Origin of the sequence: Streptomyces sp. CB00455 (genome assembly GCF_001905445.1) — a bacterium.
In the GTDB taxonomy this organism is placed as follows: Bacteria; Actinomycetota; Actinomycetes; order Streptomycetales; family Streptomycetaceae; genus Streptomyces.
The window spans coordinates 1,260,557-1,277,489 of the sequence record NZ_LIVQ01000001.1; the positions used below are offsets into that span (position 1 = coordinate 1,260,557).

At 73.2% G+C, this 16,933-nt stretch carries 13 protein-coding genes; 4 read left to right on the forward strand and 9 right to left on the reverse strand.

Features of this window, described 5'->3' with window-relative positions:
- Window positions 1-17 precede the first annotated feature (17 nt).
- Window positions 18-3,317 carry a DUF4082 domain-containing protein gene (locus tag AMK16_RS05745; protein ID WP_073909316.1) on the forward strand — a complete coding sequence of 1,100 codons (3,300 nt, stop codon included), beginning with the start codon at window positions 18-20 and terminating at the stop codon, window positions 3,315-3,317.
- Window positions 3,314-4,360: a glycosyltransferase gene (locus AMK16_RS05750; RefSeq protein ID WP_073909318.1), complete on the forward strand. Its 1,047-nt coding sequence runs from the start codon at window positions 3,314-3,316 to the stop codon at window positions 4,358-4,360. Before AMK16_RS05745 ends, AMK16_RS05750 begins: the two co-directional genes overlap by 4 nt.
- Before the next feature lie 26 nt (window positions 4,361-4,386).
- Here the strand turns inward: AMK16_RS05750 and AMK16_RS05755 are convergent, their stop codons facing one another.
- Window positions 4,387-5,076 (reverse strand): hypothetical protein, encoded by a 690-nt coding sequence (locus tag AMK16_RS05755; RefSeq protein ID WP_199885349.1) that lies wholly within the window; start codon window positions 5,074-5,076, stop codon window positions 4,387-4,389.
- Window positions 5,077-5,156: 80 nt separating this feature from the next.
- Here AMK16_RS05755 and AMK16_RS05760 point away from each other — a divergent pair, with 80 nt between their 5' ends.
- Together AMK16_RS05760 and AMK16_RS05765 are read left to right on the forward strand one after the other, a co-directional pair.
- Window positions 5,157-7,202, forward strand: a complete 2,046-nt coding sequence (locus tag AMK16_RS05760) for an O-antigen ligase family protein (protein ID WP_073910597.1) — start codon at window positions 5,157-5,159, stop codon at window positions 7,200-7,202.
- Window positions 7,199-8,191: a glycosyltransferase gene (locus AMK16_RS05765; RefSeq protein WP_073910601.1), complete on the forward strand. Its 993-nt coding sequence runs from the start codon at window positions 7,199-7,201 to the stop codon at window positions 8,189-8,191. Before AMK16_RS05760 ends, AMK16_RS05765 begins: the two co-directional genes overlap by 4 nt.
- On the opposite strand, the gene AMK16_RS05770 is transcribed toward AMK16_RS05765, so the two are convergent.
- The 8 genes from AMK16_RS05770 to AMK16_RS05805 all read right to left on the reverse strand — a co-directional run bounded on the left by AMK16_RS05770 (window position 8,161) and on the right by AMK16_RS05805 (window position 16,874).
- Window positions 8,161-8,964 (reverse strand): glycosyltransferase family 2 protein, encoded by an 804-nt coding sequence (locus AMK16_RS05770; RefSeq protein ID WP_242438600.1) that lies wholly within the window; start codon window positions 8,962-8,964, stop codon window positions 8,161-8,163. The genes AMK16_RS05765 and AMK16_RS05770 overlap by 31 nt on opposite strands.
- An 18-nt stretch (window positions 8,965-8,982) precedes the next feature.
- A complete protein-coding gene (locus AMK16_RS05775; protein ID WP_073909323.1) occupies window positions 8,983-10,068 on the reverse strand; it encodes a hypothetical protein in 1,086 nt (361 codons plus the stop codon).
- A 6-nt stretch (window positions 10,069-10,074) separates the two neighbouring features.
- Entirely contained in the window at window positions 10,075-11,556 is a 1,482-nt protein-coding gene (locus AMK16_RS05780; protein ID WP_073909325.1) for an oligosaccharide flippase family protein, read from the reverse strand.
- Window positions 11,553-12,392 carry a chain length determinant protein gene (locus AMK16_RS34885; protein ID WP_073909328.1) on the reverse strand — a complete coding sequence of 280 codons (840 nt, stop codon included), beginning with the start codon at window positions 12,390-12,392 and terminating at the stop codon, window positions 11,553-11,555. Before AMK16_RS34885 ends, AMK16_RS05780 begins: the two co-directional genes overlap by 4 nt.
- Before the next feature lie 123 nt (window positions 12,393-12,515).
- The gene (wecB, locus tag AMK16_RS05790) at window positions 12,516-13,676 is read right to left on the reverse strand and encodes a non-hydrolyzing UDP-N-acetylglucosamine 2-epimerase (RefSeq protein ID WP_073909330.1); all 1,161 of its coding nucleotides are present in this window, start codon (window positions 13,674-13,676) and stop codon (window positions 12,516-12,518) included.
- 2 nt (window positions 13,677-13,678) lie between these two features.
- A complete protein-coding gene (locus AMK16_RS05795) occupies window positions 13,679-14,935 on the reverse strand; it encodes a nucleotide sugar dehydrogenase (RefSeq protein WP_073909333.1) in 1,257 nt (418 codons plus the stop codon).
- Window positions 14,935-15,705 (reverse strand): WecB/TagA/CpsF family glycosyltransferase, encoded by a 771-nt coding sequence (locus AMK16_RS05800; protein WP_073909335.1) that lies wholly within the window; start codon window positions 15,703-15,705, stop codon window positions 14,935-14,937. Before AMK16_RS05800 ends, AMK16_RS05795 begins: the two co-directional genes overlap by 1 nt.
- Window positions 15,702-16,874 (reverse strand): hypothetical protein, encoded by a 1,173-nt coding sequence (locus tag AMK16_RS05805; protein ID WP_073909338.1) that lies wholly within the window; start codon window positions 16,872-16,874, stop codon window positions 15,702-15,704. Before AMK16_RS05805 ends, AMK16_RS05800 begins: the two co-directional genes overlap by 4 nt.
- Window positions 16,875-16,933: the final 59 nt, after the last annotated feature.

Below are 16,933 nucleotides of genomic sequence, written 5' to 3' on the forward strand. Positions count from 1 at the left end.
CGCAAGAAGAGGTACAGATGAACAGACGGAGAAGGTTGCTCCGGTACGGTCTCTTCACCGTGGTCGCGGCCCTGATGGCCACGGTCCTGCCGCCGGCCGCGGTGGCCGGCGCGGCCGACCCCTGCGGGCCCGGCACCAACGCGATCGTGTGCGAGAACTCCAAACCGGGCACGCCCATGTCCGACTGGTTCGCCCCCGGCGCCTACGGGGACATCAAGGGCTTCAGTGCCCAGATGAGCGTCCAGGCGGGCGACACGGTGCAGTTCAAGATCCAGTCACCGACGCCCTACCGCGTCTCGGTGTACCGGCTGGGCCACTACGGCGGGGACGGGGCCCGGCTGCTGTCGACCGCGGCGCAGGCGGCCCAGACCCATCCCGCCAACGTCGCACCGGGAGGCAGTGCGCGCAGCTGCGCCACCAAGGCGTCCACGGGCCTGGTCGACTGCGGCAACTGGCCCGTCACGGCGACCTGGAGCGTGCCGGCCGACGCCGTCTCAGGGCTGTACGTCGCCAACTTCGACCAGGCGGACGGCAACGGCGTGATGCCCTATCCGTTCGTCGTGCGCGACGACTCCAGCCACTCCGACATCGTGGTGCAGACCAGCGACCAGACCTGGCAGGCGTACAACAACTACGGCGGCCAGGACCTCTACGACGGCGGGGGCCCCGCCCCGGACGGCCGGGCGTACGAGGTGAGCTACAACCGGCCGATGGACATCGGCGGGGAGAACGGAATCTACGGATCCGAGTTCCAGATGATCTCGTGGCTGGAGCGCAACGGCTACGACGTCAGCTACCTGTCCGGCATCGACGTGTCGACGCGCGGCGCGCAGCTGGCCGGCCACAAGGTCTTCATGTCCTCGGGGCACGACGAGTACTGGACCCAGGACCAGTTCACCAACGTGCTGAACGCCCGGCGGGCCGGCCGGCACCAGACGTACTTCAGCGGCAACGAGGTCTTCTGGAAGACCCGGCTCGCGCCGAGCATCGACGCGGCGGGGACCGCCGACCGGACCCTGGTCTGCTACAAGGAGACCAAGCTGTCCTTCCCCCGGCCCAATGGCGTCCCCGATCCGAGCGGGATCTGGACCGGCACCTTCATGGACCCGGCCAGTGGTCTTGGCGGGCGTCCCTTCCAGCCGCAGAACCAGCTCACCGGCTCGTTGTTCAGCGTCAACGGCTACCGCAGTGACGCCATCACCGTGCCGGGCGCCTTCGCCAAGCTGCGGCTGTGGCGGGGCACCACCGTCGCGAACCTCACCCCCGCCCAGACGGCGACCTTCCCCGTCGGCACCCTCGGCTACGAGTGGGACAGCGACGTGGAGGACAGCAGCCGCCCGCCCGGCCAGATCCAGCTGTCCTCCACCACCGTGGACGTCAACGACGGCAAGCTGCGGCTCGACTACGGCAACACCTACGGGAACGGCACGGCGACGCACAGCCTGGTCGCCTTCCGCGACCAGACCTCGCACGCCCTCGTGTTCGGGGCGGGCACCGTGCAGTGGTCCTGGGGCCTGACGAACATGCCGACCGGGAACCCGGACGACGCGGTGGTCACCGAGGACAAGCGGATGCAGCAGGCCACGGTGAACGTCTTCGCCGACATGGGCGTCCAGCCGGGGTCCCTCCAGTCCGGCCTGGCGGCGGCGACCGCGTCCACGGACGCCGCCGGCCCGGCCGTCACGGTGACCGGCCCGGCGGCCGACGCCACCGTGCCGGCCCTGCGGCCCGTGACCGTTACCGGCACCGCGACCGACACCGGAGGCGGTGTGGTGGCCCGCGTGGAGGTCTCCACCGACGGCGGCACGACGTGGAAGGCGACCACGGGACTCGGGTCCTGGAGCTACAAGTGGACCCCGGCGGCGCCCGGCCCCGCCCGGATCAAGGTGCGCGCGGTGGACGACAGCGTCAACATCGGCCCCACCACCACGGTGGCGCTGACCGTCGGACCCCAGCAGTGCCCGTGCACCGTCTGGCCGGCCGCCACCGTGCCGGGCACGGTCAACGCGGGTGACGGCAGCGCCGTCGAACTCGGTGTGAAGATCCGCTCCTCCGTGCCCGGCACGATCACCGGTGTCCGCTTCTACAAGGCGCCCGGCAACACCGGCACCCACACCGGCAGCCTGTGGAGCAGCTCCGGCCAGCGCCTGGCCACCGGCACCTTCACCAGCGAGACGGCCTCCGGCTGGCAGCAGCTGAACTTCTCCTCCCCCGTCCCGGTGAAGGCCGACACCACGTACGTCGCGTCCTACTTCGCGCCCCACGGCGGCTACTCCTTCGACCCCACCTTCGCGGGCGGCGACGCCGGACTGGCCCCGCTGACCGCGCTGCGCAGCGGCAGCGACGGTGGGAACGGCGTCTACCGGTACAGCTCCACCGGCGGGTTCCCCTCCACCGCCTCGTCCGGCAGCAACTACTGGGTGGACGCCGTCCTGGACACCTCCACCGCCAGCACGGCGCCGCCCACGATCGGCTCCACGTCACCGCAGTCCGCGGCGACCGGGACCCCGATCACCGCGACGATGGCGGCCACCTTCAGCGAGGGCATCGACGCGGAGTCGCTGGTGTTCACCCTGAGGGACGCCGGGGGCACCCCCGTGCCCGGCACCAAGGTGCTCGGGGCCGCGAACAGCGCCACCTTCACCCCGTCCACCGAGCTGGCGCTGAACACCACCTACACGGCGTCCGTGCAGGCCGCCGACCTGTGGGGCAACACCATGGCCGCGCCGGTCACCTGGAACTTCACCACCAGCACCACGCCGCCGGCGGTGCACTGCCCCTGTTCCCTGTGGGGCACGGGCGCCACCCCCAGCACCGCCAACGCGGGCGACGACGCCAACTCCGTCGAGCTGGGCACCCGCTTCCAGTCGGCCGTGGACGGATACGTCACCGGCGTCACCTTCTACAAGGGCCCCCGCAACACCGGTACGCACACCGGCAGCCTGTGGGCGGCCTCCGGCGCCCTGCTGGCCACCGGCACCTTCGCCGGGGAGACCCTCTCCGGCTGGCAGCAGCTACGGTTCACCGCCCCGGTGCACGTCACCGCGGGCGCCGTCTACGTGGCCTCCTACCACGCGCCCAACGGCAACTACTCGGTGGACGGCGGCTACTTCGCCGCCGCGCACCGCTCCTACCCGCTGGTCGCCCCGGCCGACGGGAGCAGCGGCGCCAACGGCCTCTACACGTACGGGCCCGCGACCGCCTTCCCGGCGAACACCTTCGGCTCGGTGAACTACTGGGTCGGCCCGGTCTTCACCACCTCGCCCCCGCCCGGCAGCGCCCCGGCGGACGGCGCGACGGAGGTGGCGGGCCGGTGAGCACCGTGAGCGTGGTGATCCCCTGCTACAAGTACGGCCACTTCCTGGCCGACTGCGTCAGGAGCGTCCTGGACGAACAGGAAGGGGTCGACGTCCGGGTACTGATCATCGACGACGCGTCGCCCGACGACTCGGCGGCGGTGGCGCGCGCCCTGGCGGCCGCCGACCCGCGGATCGAGGTCCGGGTCCACGAGACCAACCAGGGACACATCGCCACCTACAACGAAGGGCTGCTGGAGTGGGCCGACGGCGACTACGTCGCCCTGCTCTCGGCGGACGACCGGCTGGTCCCCGGCGCCCTGGTGCGCGCCGCCGCCCTCCTGGACACACATCCCGAGGCGGGCTTCTGCTACGGTCGGCCGCTGCGTTTCCAGCACGGCGGGCCGCTGCCCGCGGCCCGCACCGCCACCACCGGGTCCGTCGTCTACCCGGGACGGTGGTGGCTGGAGCGGCGTTTCCGGGAGGGCACCGGATGCATCACCTCGCCCGAGGTCGTCGTGCGCACCAGCCTCCAGCGCAAGGTCGGGGGCTACGATCCGCAGCTTCCGCACGCCGGGGACATCGAGATGTGGATGCGGCTGGCGGCGCACGCCGACGTGGGCTACGTCCGCGGCGCCGACCAGGCCTTCTACCGGGTCCACGGGAACAACATGTCCACCACCGACTTCGGCGGGCAGCTCGACGACCTGCGCCAGCGCCTCGCCGCCTTCGACGCGGTGCTCGACAAGTGCGCGGGCCTGCTCCCGGAGGCGGAGCGGCTGTCGCAGGCGGCCCGCACCCGGCTGGCCCGGTACGCGCTGCGGCGCGCCTACCGGGCGTACGACCGGGGGCGTACCGCGGTGGTACCGGTCGACGAGCTGGTGGAGTTCGCCGCTGAGTGCCTGCCCGGATACACCGGGCTGCCCGAGTACCGGGCGCTGCTCAGACGCCGGCGCATCGGCGCGCGCGCCATGCCCTACCTCCAGCCGCTGGTGCTCTCGGCCGTCGCCGACCGGGGGCGCGAGTGGCTGTGGTGGCGGTCCTGGAAGCGCCGGGGGATCTGATGGGCCGTCCGCACGAAGGGCGTCCCTCAGCGGGACGCCGCGGCGGCCGCCGGCGCCCGCCCCGGGGCGGGGCGGGCGCCGGCCTCCCCGGTGGGGCGCCCGCCGGGGCGGCGGCGCACCAGGAGCCGGTCGGTCCACAGCGCCGCCGCCACCCCGCCGACCAGGGCCAGCAACGCCACCCCGGCCAGGCCGCGGCTCTTGGTGCCGCTCTGCGCGACCGCGGTCGGCGGCACGAGCAGGTCCACGCTCATCCGGGCCGCGGCGGGGATGTCCTGCTGTGTCTGCAGGTCGGCCAGGTGCTTCGTGTAGACCTCGATGATCTTGCGCACGGTGGTGTCGGCCGCGGCCGGCCCGGGCTGTTCCGCCTGGATCTGCAGCGAGGGGATGAGGTAGCGCGGGGTGACGCTGGTGCCGCTGTTGCGCGGGATGAGCCGGTAGGTGCCGCCGACCCCCGCGGCGCGGAGCTCGGCCGCCCCGGCGGGCGAGGCGAGCTGCTGCACCACGGCGTAGGCGACGGCGGCGAGCGGCGGCTGGAGATTGGCGAGCTGGTTGGGGTGGCTGCCGGTCACCGGCGGTTCGACCACCACGATGGCCGAGCTCAGGTACACGGGCGCGGGACGGAGCACCGCAACGGCTCCGGCGGCCGCGAGCGCCATCGCCACGACCAGGACGTACCAGCGCCGGCGCAGCGCACGGACCAACTCACCAGGCGACACGGGGATTCCTTCCGTCCTGACCGATCTTCGCAGGGGACGCGCGGGACCGTCGCCGATTGCGGCACCACGCGGAGGAGTTCATGAGCATCGGCGAGATGGCGGCGGTGCTGCGCCGGCGCTGGTACGTGATGGTCCCCCTGACCCTCCTCAGTCTCCTCGCGGGTCTGCACCTGTACCGGTCGGTGCCGGTGACGTACCAGTCGCAGAGCTCGGTCGCCCTGCTGGACTCCACGGCGGTGGCCGAGCTGGCGCCCGCCTTCGGCAATCCCCTCTCCCATGCCGGCGGTGCGCTGGTGGTCACCGCGGACGTGCTCATCAGGACGCTGTCGGGGACCGACGCGGCACGGGACCTGCACGGTCTCGGCGTGACGGACCCCTACACGGTCGGCTTCGCCACGAAGACCTCGGGGCCGCTGCTCACGCTGACCGTCACGGGGACCGACCGGGCGAAGGTACTGGAGGAGACCGGCACGCTCACCGTCTTCGCCGGGGAGCAGCTCAAGGCGCTCCAGACGGCGGCGAAGGTGCAGCCGGCGTACTTCGTGCAGACGGCGCCGGTGGTGCTGCCGCAGACCCCGGTGGCGCAGCTCAAGAGCCGCTACCAGCAGGTGGCCGGGGTCGTCATCCTGGGGACCACGGCCGGTTTCACGCTCTCCTTCGTCACCGAGAGCCTGGTGGTGGTGCGCCGGCGCCGGCGGGCGGCCGCTTCCCCGCAGGCGCCGGTGGAGCGCCGCCGCATCCGCAGGCGTCCGCGGCGCCGGCGGCCGGACGCCACCGCCGTGCTCAGCTGCTACCTGGCGCTGGCCTTCTTCATCCCCTCGAACCTGACGCTGCCGGGTCTGGGCGGCGTCGGCACCCCGGCGAACGCCTTCGCGCTCCTCGGGCTGTTCTGGTACCTGGCGACCTGGCTCACGGGCGGGATCCGGCCGGCCTGCGCCACCCGGCTGCCCCGGGTGGTGCTGTGCCTGCTGGCGGTCTCGGTGCTGGCCTCCTACGTCGCGAACGCGGCGCGGGGCGCCTCGCACAAGGAGATCCTCGCGGCGGACCGCGGTCTGATCGCGCTGCTCGTGTGGGTGTCGCTGGTGGTGCTGGTCTCGGCCGGCATCCAGGACCGGGCGCGGCTCGACGTGCTGCTGCGGCGGACCGTCGTGATGGGGGCGGTGGTCGCGGCCATCGGCTACTACGACTTCTTCACCGCGACGAACATCGCCGACCACATCGGCGTTCCGGGCCTCCAGTCCGGTGTCGCCCCGATCACCACGCTGGACCGCGGCTCCTTCACCCGTCCGCGCTCCACCACGGCCCAGCCCCTGGAGTTCGGCGGGATGCTCGCCATCCTGCTGCCCTTCGCCGTGCAGCAGGCCCTCGATCCGGTACGGCGGCACCTGGGCCGTGCGCGGCGCTGGGGGCCCGTCGTGCTGATGGGCGGCGCCTTGCCGCTGACGGTGTCGCGGACCTCCATCATCGGGGCGCTCATCGTGGTGCTGGTGATGGTGCCGCGGTGGAAGCCGCAGCGGCGGTGGACCGCGATCGGCCTGCTGCTGGGCTCGGTGGCCTGCTTCAAGGTGGTGGTCCCCGGGCTGATCGGCACCATCACCACGCTGTTCGCGTCTTTCCTGTCGAACTCCGACAGCAGTACCCGGGCCCGTACCGTCAAGTACAGCGCGATCCTGCCCTACCTGGACGAACGTCCCCTGTTCGGGCGGGGTTTCGGGACCTTCCTCCCCGAGCTCTACTTCTTCACCGACAACCAGTACATGCTGACGCTGGCCGAGACGGGCCTCATGGGGCTGGTCGCGCTCCTGGTCCTCTTCTGCACCGGGATCCACCAGGGCGGCGCCATCCGCCGGCTGGCCCGCGACGAGTCCGACCGGGAGCTCGGGCAGGCGTTCTTCGCCTCGGCCCTCGTCGCCCTGGTCATCAGCGCCACCTTCGACGCCCTCAGCTTCCCGATGTTCGCCGGGATGTTCTTCCTGACGCTCGCCGCCGGAGGCGGTTACCTCGGCTTCCTGCGGCGCGCGGCGCCGGAGCCCCTCACCGTGGAGTCCCCATGCCCTCCCGTCCTCCCGGCCCCGTCCCGGCCGCCGTGCCCGGCGCCGGACCCTCGACCGGTACCCGTCCCGTGACCGGTCCCCGTCCCGCGACCGGTCCCGTGGCCGTCGTCGCCGTCACCTGGAACAGCGCGGCGGTGCTGCCGCAGTTCCTCGCCTCGCTGCCGGCGGGCATGGCCGGGCTGGAGTGGCGGCTGGTCGTCGCCGACAACGACTCCGCCGACGGCACCGTGGAACTGCTCCGCTCCCTGGCCCCGGAGGCGACGATCGTCCAGACGGGCCGCAACGCGGGTTACGCGGCCGGGGTCAATGCCGCCCTCGCGGCCGCCGCCGCGTGGGCGGGCGGCTTTCGCGCCGCCCTGGTGTGCAATCCGGACGTCCGGATGCGGCAGGGGTGCGCCGCGCTGCTGGTGGACGCGCTCGACGCGGCGCCGCCCGGGGTCCGCGGCCGGGTCGGGATCAGCGTCCCGCTGCTGTACGAGGAGGACGGCCACACGCTCCTGCACTCGCTGCGCCGCGAGTCGCGCGTGGGCCGGGCGCTCGGCGAGGCGGTGCTCGGCAACCGGCGGGCCGGGCGCTTCCCGCGCTGGAGCGAGCTGGTCACCGACCCGGCCGCCTACGAGCGCCGGACGGTCGCGGACTGGGCCACGGGCGCGCTGATGGCGCTCTCCCGTGACTGCCTGGACGCATGCGGGGACTGGGACGAATCGTTCTTCCTGTACTCGGAGGAGACCGAGTACTGCCTGCGTGCCCGGGACCGCGGCTTCCTCACCCGGCTGGAACCGGCGGCCTCGGCCACCCACCTCGGCGGGGACTCCCGGGTCTCGCCCCGGCTGTGGACGCTGCTGACGCTCAACCGCGTGCGGCTGTACCGGCGCAGGCACGGGGCGGCGGCGACCGCCGCGTTCCGGGCGGCCGTCCTGCTCCGCGAGACCTCGCGGGCCGCCCTCGGCCGCCCGGCCAGCAGGGCGGCCGCCCGCGCCCTGCTGAGCCGCTCCGCCCTGCGCGCCGTCCCCGGTCCCCGAGGGCGCCGTCAGGCCCCGGGGGGCTGCCAGGCCGTGTAGAAGCTCTCCGGGTTGACCAGGTAGCGGACGGTGGGGTGGGGCAGGTGGCGCACCTCGTGGCGGCGGGCGTAGCGGCGGATCAGTTCCCAGTCCTCGCGGGGCAGCACCTCGGGGGCGCGGCGCAGCCGGCTGAAGTGCAGAGCGCGGTTGCGGCGGGCCACGAACGCGTTGGTGTCCAGGAACGCCTCGTGGGCGGCGCGGCGGCGGTCGAAGGGCACCGACAGGACGTCCCTTTCGGTTCCGTCGGGCAGCACCCTGCGCAGCGCGGTGTAGACGGCGTCCGGGCCGGCGGGCCGCTCCAGGACCGCCAGCGCCCGCTCCAGGTGGTCGGGTTCCCACAGGTTGTCGTCGTCGAGGAAGGCGACGTACCGCGACCTGGTCAGCCGGATCCCGACGTTGCGCACGACTCCGGCCGTGCCGGTGCTGCGTGCCAGGGACACGGCGAACAGCCGTGGGTCGGGCGGTAGTTCGGGGAGACCTGCGCCGTCGTCGACGACGAGGACCACCTGGTCGGTGACGGTCTGGCCGAGCGCCGAGCGGACGGCCGCGCGCAGGGCCTCGGGGCGCCGGTGCGTGGCGATCACGGTGGCGACCAGGGCGGCCGGCGCCCCGCCCAGGGTGGCCGCGAGCCGGGCGCTTTCGGCGCTCTCGAAGCGGCGCAGCCGCAGGGCCGAGGGGGCCAGCAGGATCTTGTTCCTGGCCTCGAAGAGCACCAGCCAGCCGAAGGCCCGCTTGAGCAGCTCCCACGGGGCCCGCACGGTACGGCGCATCATGTCCCTCTCGGTCGCTCGTCAGCCTGGGGGTGGGGGGACGACGGGCCTGCCGTCGGACATGCGGTTGCCCTTCCACACGTTCCCGGCGCCGCCGGCGTTCCAGGCGGTGACGGGACCGTAGGCCCCGCCGCCCGGGTGGTACTGGGTGGAGAAGACGTTGTCGGTGACCTGGATGCCGGTGGCGCCCGGGCCGCCGCCGTAGAGCGCGTACGCTCCTCCGGCGAGCCAGTTGCCGTCGACGACGACGGAGGAGACCACGCCGGTGTCGGCGAAGAGGCCGATGCTCGCGGAGGCTCCCCGGTCCACCGCGACGGAGTTCAGCAGGGTGTTGTGGCGGATCGTCAGCCGGCCCTTGTTGCCGCCGCCGCTGATGACGGCGTCCGTGTGCTGCCACTCGCCGCCCAGGTTTCGGAAGGCGACGATGTCGTGCACGTAGTTGTCGTGCAGGTCCCCCTGGCCCATGGACAGGGCGTTGCCGAAGACCGAGATGTCGCACCAGCCGACCTCGACGGAGCCGACGCCCATGTTGGAGACCGCGTAGTTCACCCCTCCGTTGTCGGGGCCCTCGCCGGGCACGGCGGTGATGGTGGTGTGCAGGACCTTCAGGCCGCTGAAGCCGGGGCGCAGGTTGATGCCCCACCAGTTGGCCGAGGTGATCCGGCTGTCGATGACGGTCACGTCGTCGGCGTAGACGTCGAGTGCGCCGTGGATGTCCCAGCCGCGGATGACCGCGCCGTTGGTCCTGACGGACATGTTGCCCGTGTCGTGGCGCTGGAGGCCGGTGCGCGGACCGGTGGAGGCCGCGTCGGGGAATCCGCAGGCGCCGGGCGAGGCGCAGTCGCGGGCGGGCGGGGGCTGCGGGCTCCGGTCCTGCGGGCCCGTCGGCGAGGGCGGTGCGGTGGTGGCGGGGCCGGTGGAGGCCGCCGAGGGACCGCTCGGCGTGGTGGCGGGCTCCGTGACGGGCGCGGAGACCGCCGGGGCCGGGGCCCCGTCGGCGGGGGGCTCGTGCACCCCGGTGCGGCCGGCCCGGTACACGACCAGGACGACGGCGAGCAGGAGCCCGGCGAGCAGCCACGCCCGGAGGCGTCTTCGGCGGTGGGTCACGGCCGCCTACCCGGGGACCGGTGCGGCCGCCGCCGCCCCGTCGCCGCGCAGGAAGGCGCGGCTGGGCAGGACGCACAGGGCGTAGCAGAGGAGGCCGGAGACGGCCGTGGCGAGGAGCGCGGCCGCGCCGTCCCCGAGGTACCGCTCCAGGCCGAGGGCCACGGCGGTCATGGCCGCCCCGCCGAGGAACGGCCAGGAACAGGCCCGGGCGACGGTGCCGATGCCGATGCCGCCCCGGTGCAGCACCAGGAGGAAGACCGGCACCACGACGGCGCCGGCGACCAGCACGTGGGCCCGGGCCACACCGACGATCCCGCCGAGGTCCGCGCCGGCCACGAGGGCGGGGACCAGGACGAGGAGCCACAGTCCCTGAACGCCGATGAGCGAGCGGCGCCGGCCGATGGCCACGAGGCAGTCGTAGGCGAGCTCGCAGCCGATACGGACCAGACCGAGCCCCATCAGCCAGGGCAGCGCGCGGGCGGCGGGCAGCCAGCGCTCGCCGTAGACGAGCTCCACGACCGGTGCGGCGAGGGCGGCCAGAAGGACGCAGAGCGGGACGGTCGCGGTCACGACCACGCCGAGCGCGCGGCCGAACCCGTCGGCGAGCGCCCGTGGGGAGCCCGCCAGCCGGGAGAACCCCGCGAAGGAGACGCGCCGGGCCGCCTCGGAGATGATCCGGACGGGCCAGCCGGACATGTTGAAGGCGAGCACGTAGAAGCCGAGGGCCCGCTGGTCGAGGGCCGAGCCCACCACCATGGTGTCCACGTTGACGACACCGAGCGCGAGCATGCTGGCCCCGGCGAGGGGCAGGCCGAAGCGCAGCAGGGCGCGGGCCTGTTCCCGGTCCCAGCCGAACCTGAGGGTGCCCGGCACCGCGAGGCAGCAGCCGATGAGGGCGGCGGCGTTCCCGGCGACGGATCCCCAGGCGAAGCTCATCGCGCCCCATCCCTCGACGGCCAGCAGCAGCGTGAGCGTGGTACTGAGGACGAAGTTGACTGCGTCGACGGCCATCCGCCGGCCCTGGGCGAACTCCCGGGTGAGGAAGCCGGCGGGCACCTGGGACAGGCCGTCGAGGACCACGCACAGGCACATCACCCGCAGGACGCCGGCGGCCTCGGGCGAACCGAGGATGCGGGCCACGGCAGGGGCCGCGGCGAACAGGCCGGCATAGAGCAGGCCGCTGGAGACGGCGCTCAGAGTCAGGACGGTGGGCGCGAAGCGGCGCGGGTCGCCCTCCCAGCGGACGATCGCGAGCGAGACGCCGAGCTCGTTGGCGGAAAGCAGGACCAGCAGGACGGTCTGGGCGATGCCGTAGACGCCCCAGGCCTCGGGGCCGAGGAAGAAGCGGGCGAGGACGATGCCGGTCGCGAAGTTGCCCAGTCGCATGACGACGGTGTTGACCAGGCTCCAGCGGACCGCGGATCCGACCTTGCGCCCCAGGGACGGCGCCGCCGGGGTGCTCTGCGTGTCGCTCCCGGGGGCGGTCACGGCGTCCCGGCCGGGGACGCGGCGGCGTGCACCGCGGCGGGGTCGCCGCCCGGGGCGGACCGCCCCACGGCCGGCCCGGCGGGGTCGCGCGCGTCCGGATGGGCTTCGGCCTCGGCTTTCGCATCGGCCTGGGTTCCGGCCTCCGCCTCGGCCTGGGCTTGGGCTTGGGCTTGGGCTTGGGCTTGGGCCTCGGCCTCGGCAGCCCCGCCGGTACCGGCGGCGGGCCGGTGCCGGCCGGCCGTCCGGCGGCGGGCCTCCACGAAGAAGGTGGCCACCAGGCTCAGTACGAAGCCCAGCACCCCGGCCATGACGAGGTACTGGAGCCGGGTCTTGGTCTGCGCCTGCGGCTTCTGCGGCGGCACGATCGTCGTCATCCGGATCATGGCTTCCGGCGCCACCGACTGCTGGGCCTGGAACTGCCGGAGCCGTTCCTCCGCGTAGGAGGTCAGGAGCTCGTCCGAGGTCAGGACGGCCGCCGGGTCGGTACCGGTGACGCTCAGCCACATGAAGGGCCCCTGGGCGTTGTCGGCGATCATCGCCTCGTGCTTCCCGGTGACCCCCCGCGCCTTGAGGTCGGCGGCCGAGCCGTCGGAGTTGAGGTTGCGGGCCAGGCCGTCGGCCATTCCGGTCAGCGAGGCCTGGGTGCTCAGGAAGGGGTTCCCGTCGAAGGCCACGGTGGCCTTCGAGGAGTTCAGGAGCGTCACCGTGCTCTGCGACCGGTACTCCACCGGCACCAGCAGGTACACGGCGGCGGTCAGCACCGCCGTGAGCAGCAGCCCGGGCAGCAGCACGTACCAGCGCCTGCGCATGACCCGCGATATCTCCGCGAGATCCATGGTGTGTCCCCCTCGCGGCGGCGCCCGCTCGCGCGTGCGCCGCCGCACTGTCATTGCCGATGGTGCGGTCGTGGGCGGTGTGGACGGCGTGCACGATGTGGAGGGCGTGCACGGTCGTCGCGGCTACCGCGGTGGTCGCGTACCGGCTCCGGCTGCCGCCCCGTGCGGGACGAGGTCGGTGGGCCTGGGCCGGGTGCGGGCCGACCCGCCGTCCAGCAGGACGCCCGCGATGCGCTCGCTCGCGCGGCCGTCCCACAGCCCGGGGCAGCGCGCCGTGGGCGGACGGTCGAGCACCCGGTGCACGGTGGCCACGATCCGCCCTGGGTCCGTACCCGCCAGCACGTTGGTGCCCTGCTCGACGGTGACGGGCCGTTCGGTGTTCTCCCGCAGGGTCACGCAGGGCACGCCCAGGGCCGTGGTCTCCTCCTGGACGCCGCCGGAGTCGGTGAGCACCACCCGCGCGGCGTCCTGCAGGGCGATGAAGTCGAGGTATCCGGCGGCCGGAACCAGCCGGATGCCGCCGGGCACCCCCAGTTCGGCCAGTCGCCCCGCCGCCCGCGGGTGCACGGGCAGCAGCAGCGGACAGCGGCCGGCGATCTCGGCCAGGGCCTTGAGCAGCCCGCGCAGCACCGTGGGATCGTCCACGTTGGCCGGCCGGTGCAGGGTGACCAGGCCGTAGCCGCCCCGGGTCAGCCCGTACCGGTCGAGGACGTCCGACTGCCGGGCCCGCTCCAGATTGGCGAAGAGCGTGTCGATCATGACGTTGCCGACGACGTGGATCTGGTCGTCGCGGTAGCCCTCCGACCGCAGGTTCGCGGCCGCGTCGTCCGAGGGGGCCAGCAGGTAGTCGCTGACCCGGTCGGTGGCGACCCGGTTGACCTCCTCCGGCATGCTCCAGTCGCGGCTGCGCAGACCGGCCTCCACGTGGGCCAGCAGGGGGCCGGCCTTGGCGGTGACCAGCGCGCAGGCGAGCGTGGAGTTGATGTCGCCGACCACCACCACCGCATCGGGGGCCAGTTCCGCCAGCAGCGGCTCGAAGGCCGCCATCACCCGGCCGGTCTGCTCGGCATGGGTGCCGGAGCCGGCGCCGAGGTACCGGTCGGGGGGGCGGATGCCGAGGTCGCGGAAGAACACGTCGTTCATGGACTCGTCGTAGTGCTGCCCGGTGTGGACGAGGGTCACCTCGGCGCCGCGGCGCTCCAGTGCGTCCATCACCGGTTTGATCTTCATGTAGTTGGGCCGCGCCCCGGCGACGCAGACGATCCTGGTGCTGGTGCTGGTCATGGTCAGAGCACCTCCACGGTGGCGCCGGACAGCCGGTTGCGGCAGTCGAGGACGAAGGAGGCGTGCTCGGTGACCAGTGCGTAGTCGAAGGAGTCGTGGTCGGTGAGCAGGACGACCACGTCCGCGGCCGCCAGCTCCTTGCGGGTCGGCTCGACGCGGACGAGCCGGGCGTCGACCTTGACGTCCTCCACCACGTGCGGGTCGGCGGCGCGCACCTTGGCACCCATGTCGAGGAGCAGTTGTGAGATGCGCACCGCCGGGGACTCCCGGGCGTCGCCGGTGTTCTTCTTGTACGCGAGCCCGAGGAGCAGGACGCGGGAGCCGTTGACCGAGCGGCGTTTGGCGTTGAGGGCGTCGATGACGCGGCGCGTCACGTACTCGGGCATGTGGCTGTTGATGTCGTTGGCCAGTTCGACGAAACGGAAGCTCTGGCCGAGCTCGCGCTGCACCCTCCACGACAGGTAGGAGGGGTCGATCGGCAGGCAGTGGCCGCCGACTCCGGGGCCGGGGGTGAACTTCATGAAGCCGAAGGGCTTGCTGGAGGCCGCTTCGATGGCCTGCCACACGTCGATGTCGAGGTGGCGGGCGAACATCGCTATCTCGTTGACCAGGGCGATGTTCACGTGCCGGAAGGTGTTCTCCAGCAGTTTGGCGAGCTCGGCCTCCTTGGGCGAGCGCACCGGGACGGTGGTGTCGACGAGTTCGCCGTAGAAGGCCTCCACGGCCTTGAGCGAGGCCGGATCGACACCGGAGACGACCTTGGGCGTCTGCTGGAAGCCCCAGACGGCGTTCCCGGGGTCGATGCGTTCGGGGCTGTAGCCGAGGTGGAAGTCGATCCCGGCCGTGAGTCCCGAGCCGTCCTCCAGGATCGGCGCGAACAGCTCCTCGGTGGTGCCCGGGTAGGTGGTGGACTCCAGCACCACGGTGGCGCCGGGACGCAGGTAGCGGGCCAGGGTGCGGGCCGATTCCTCGATGTGGCGCAGGTCGGGTGTGCCCTCCTGCAACGGGGTCGGCACGGTGACGACGGCGACGTCGAAGCCCCCGCAGTCGCGTGCCAGTTCGCTGGGCCGGTAGGTACCGAGTGCCAGTGCGCGGCCCAGCCGCTCGCAGGAGACGTCCTCCACGTACGACTCGCCGGCGGCGAGGCTCTTGACCCGCCGCGCGTCCACGTCGTATCCGATCACCTGGTGTCCGACCTCGGCGGCCCGGACGGCCAGCGGCAGCCCGACGTATCCCTGTCCCACGACGACGACGCGCATCAGTGACTCCTGTTCGCGGAACCGGCAGACGGTGTGCGGTGGATGAGCTCCCGTACCGTCATGAGGAGGAAGGCAGCATTGGTGGTGAGGTAGCGCCTGCCGAGGCGGCGGGGCTCCTGGAGGGTGCGGTAGAACCATTCGAGCCCCATCCGCTGCCAGACCAGGGGGGCCCGCTTGGTGATGCCGGCGAGGATGTCGAAGGAGCCGCCGACGCCGTGCACGACGTGGGCGCCGGTGCGCTTGCCGTAGCCGGCGGTGAAGATCTCCTTCTTGGGCGAGGTCATGCCGAGGAAGAGCAGGTGGGCGCCGCTGTCCGCGATGGCGTCGGCGATCGCCTCCTGATCGGCGTCCTCGAAGTAGCCGTTGCGGCTGCCCGCCACCCGCAGGGCGGGGAACCGCTCACAGACGCGGTCGAGCATCATCTCCAGGACGTGCTGCTCGGCGCCGAGCAGGTAGACGGGGACGGCGGCGCTCTCGGCCGCGGCGAGCAGGCGCATGAACAGGTCGATCCCGGCCACCCGTTCGGGCAGCCGGACGCCGAGGACGCGGCCGGCCCAGACGACCGCCTGGCCGTCGGCGAGGACGAGGTCGCAGCCGCCGACCGCCTCGGCGAGGCGGGGGTCGCGCCGCATGTTGACCAGCTTGGCGGCGTTGACCATGCCGATCTCGATCCGCTCCCCGCGCCGCACGGCGTCGAGGCAGCGCATGACGGTCTCGTCCATGGTCAGGGCGTCCAGTGCGAAGCCGAAGAGGTGCTGGCGCCGGGTCATCCGCGCGGTCCCCCGAGCCAGGCGAACAGGAGCCAGCCCAACTCGTAGGGTCGGCATTCGCGGTCCACCGCGAGGGGTGGCAGGAGCCGGTCCAGCGGTGCGAGCCGGGCGTGCGGTGCCACCCGGGTGGTGAGGCCGCGGACGGCCCGGACGGCCTTCTTCGGGTCGCCCCGGTGGACCTTGCGCCAGGTGACGCCCAGCTCGTCGCGGATCACCGGTTCGCGCGGGGCGCCGCCGGGTCCGGTGATCTCGGGCACCTCGGTCATCCAGCGCAGGCCCCTGCGGATCTGCGGTCCGAAGTCGGTGCCACCCGCTTCGGCCAGGTCGAACAGGGCGCTGGGTGCCATCGCGTGCTGGTGGACGCTGTAGACGGGGTAGCCCTCCACCACCGTGCCGTGGCGGGCGTCGTAGTGCCACCACCACTGGCCGCCGTCCCCCTGCAGGGCGCAGATGCGGGCGGCGCAGGCGTCCGCGGCCGCCAGGGCCCGCGGGTCGTCGCGGCTCGCGTGCAGCCGGGCCAGGGCCTGGAGCGGATAGGTCTGGTCCGCGAAGCAGGCCACGTGGGAGCGGTACCCGGGCACCAGGCCCGGCGCGGTGGCGTGCGGGAAGAGGGGGCTGTCGCCGGCCCTGGCCGCGAGCAGGCGGTCGCGGGCGGCCGTGATGCGCTCCTCCACGTCCACGTCCACGGCGCCGCGGGCGGCCACGAGCGCGGAGAGCACCCAGGCGGCCTCCACCGTGTACCGGGGCGTGCCCGGCGCGTCGAGCGCGGCGACCCGGTCGAGGGCGTCGGAGAGTTTGGCGTGGCCGGTCTCGGCGGCTGCCCACGCGATGAGGGCCGCGTCCCCGAGGTCGCTCACCCCGGGCAGGCGCTGGACGAGCAGTCCGGCGAACTCCTCGGCGGTGCGCCCGCCGAACAGGGTCCGCTGCCGCTCCTGCGGCAGGAACCGGGCGCCCAGCGCGGTGATGGCCGCGTACCGGGTACTGGTCCCGCGTGATGCGAGGCCGCGGACGCCCTCGGGTGACACCGTCCCCACCCGAGTGAACAGGAACGTTTCCTCTTCCGGCAGGTACATCGCCGGCAGCCCCGCCTCAGCCAGTTCGAGCAGCCGGCGGGCGAGTGCCTGCAACGGCTCGTCGTGGGCCAGTGATGCTAATCGTGAGGCGGTCACCGGATCCCCACCCCGGTTCCCCCCGTACTGCGCGCACCCCGTGTGTCCGAGCTGTACGG

Excerpts from the sequence above, each read along its gene's own strand:
- AMK16_RS05745 (WP_073909316.1), top strand. The coding sequence starts at position 18 with ATGAACAGACGGAGAAGGTTGCTCCGGTACGGTCTCTTCACCGTGGTC.
- AMK16_RS05760 (WP_073910597.1), top strand. The coding sequence starts at position 5,157 with ATGAGCATCGGCGAGATGGCGGCGGTGCTGCGCCGGCGCTGGTACGTG.
- AMK16_RS05770 (WP_242438600.1), bottom strand. The coding sequence starts at position 8,964 with ATGATGCGCCGTACCGTGCGGGCCCCGTGGGAGCTGCTCAAGCGGGCC.
- AMK16_RS34885 (WP_073909328.1), bottom strand. The coding sequence starts at position 12,392 with ATGGATCTCGCGGAGATATCGCGGGTCATGCGCAGGCGCTGGTACGTG.
- wecB (WP_073909330.1), bottom strand. The coding sequence starts at position 13,676 with ATGACCAGCACCAGCACCAGGATCGTCTGCGTCGCCGGGGCGCGGCCC.
- AMK16_RS05795 (WP_073909333.1), bottom strand. The coding sequence starts at position 14,935 with ATGCGCGTCGTCGTCGTGGGACAGGGATACGTCGGGCTGCCGCTGGCC.
- AMK16_RS05800 (WP_073909335.1), bottom strand. The coding sequence starts at position 15,705 with ATGACCCGGCGCCAGCACCTCTTCGGCTTCGCACTGGACGCCCTGACC.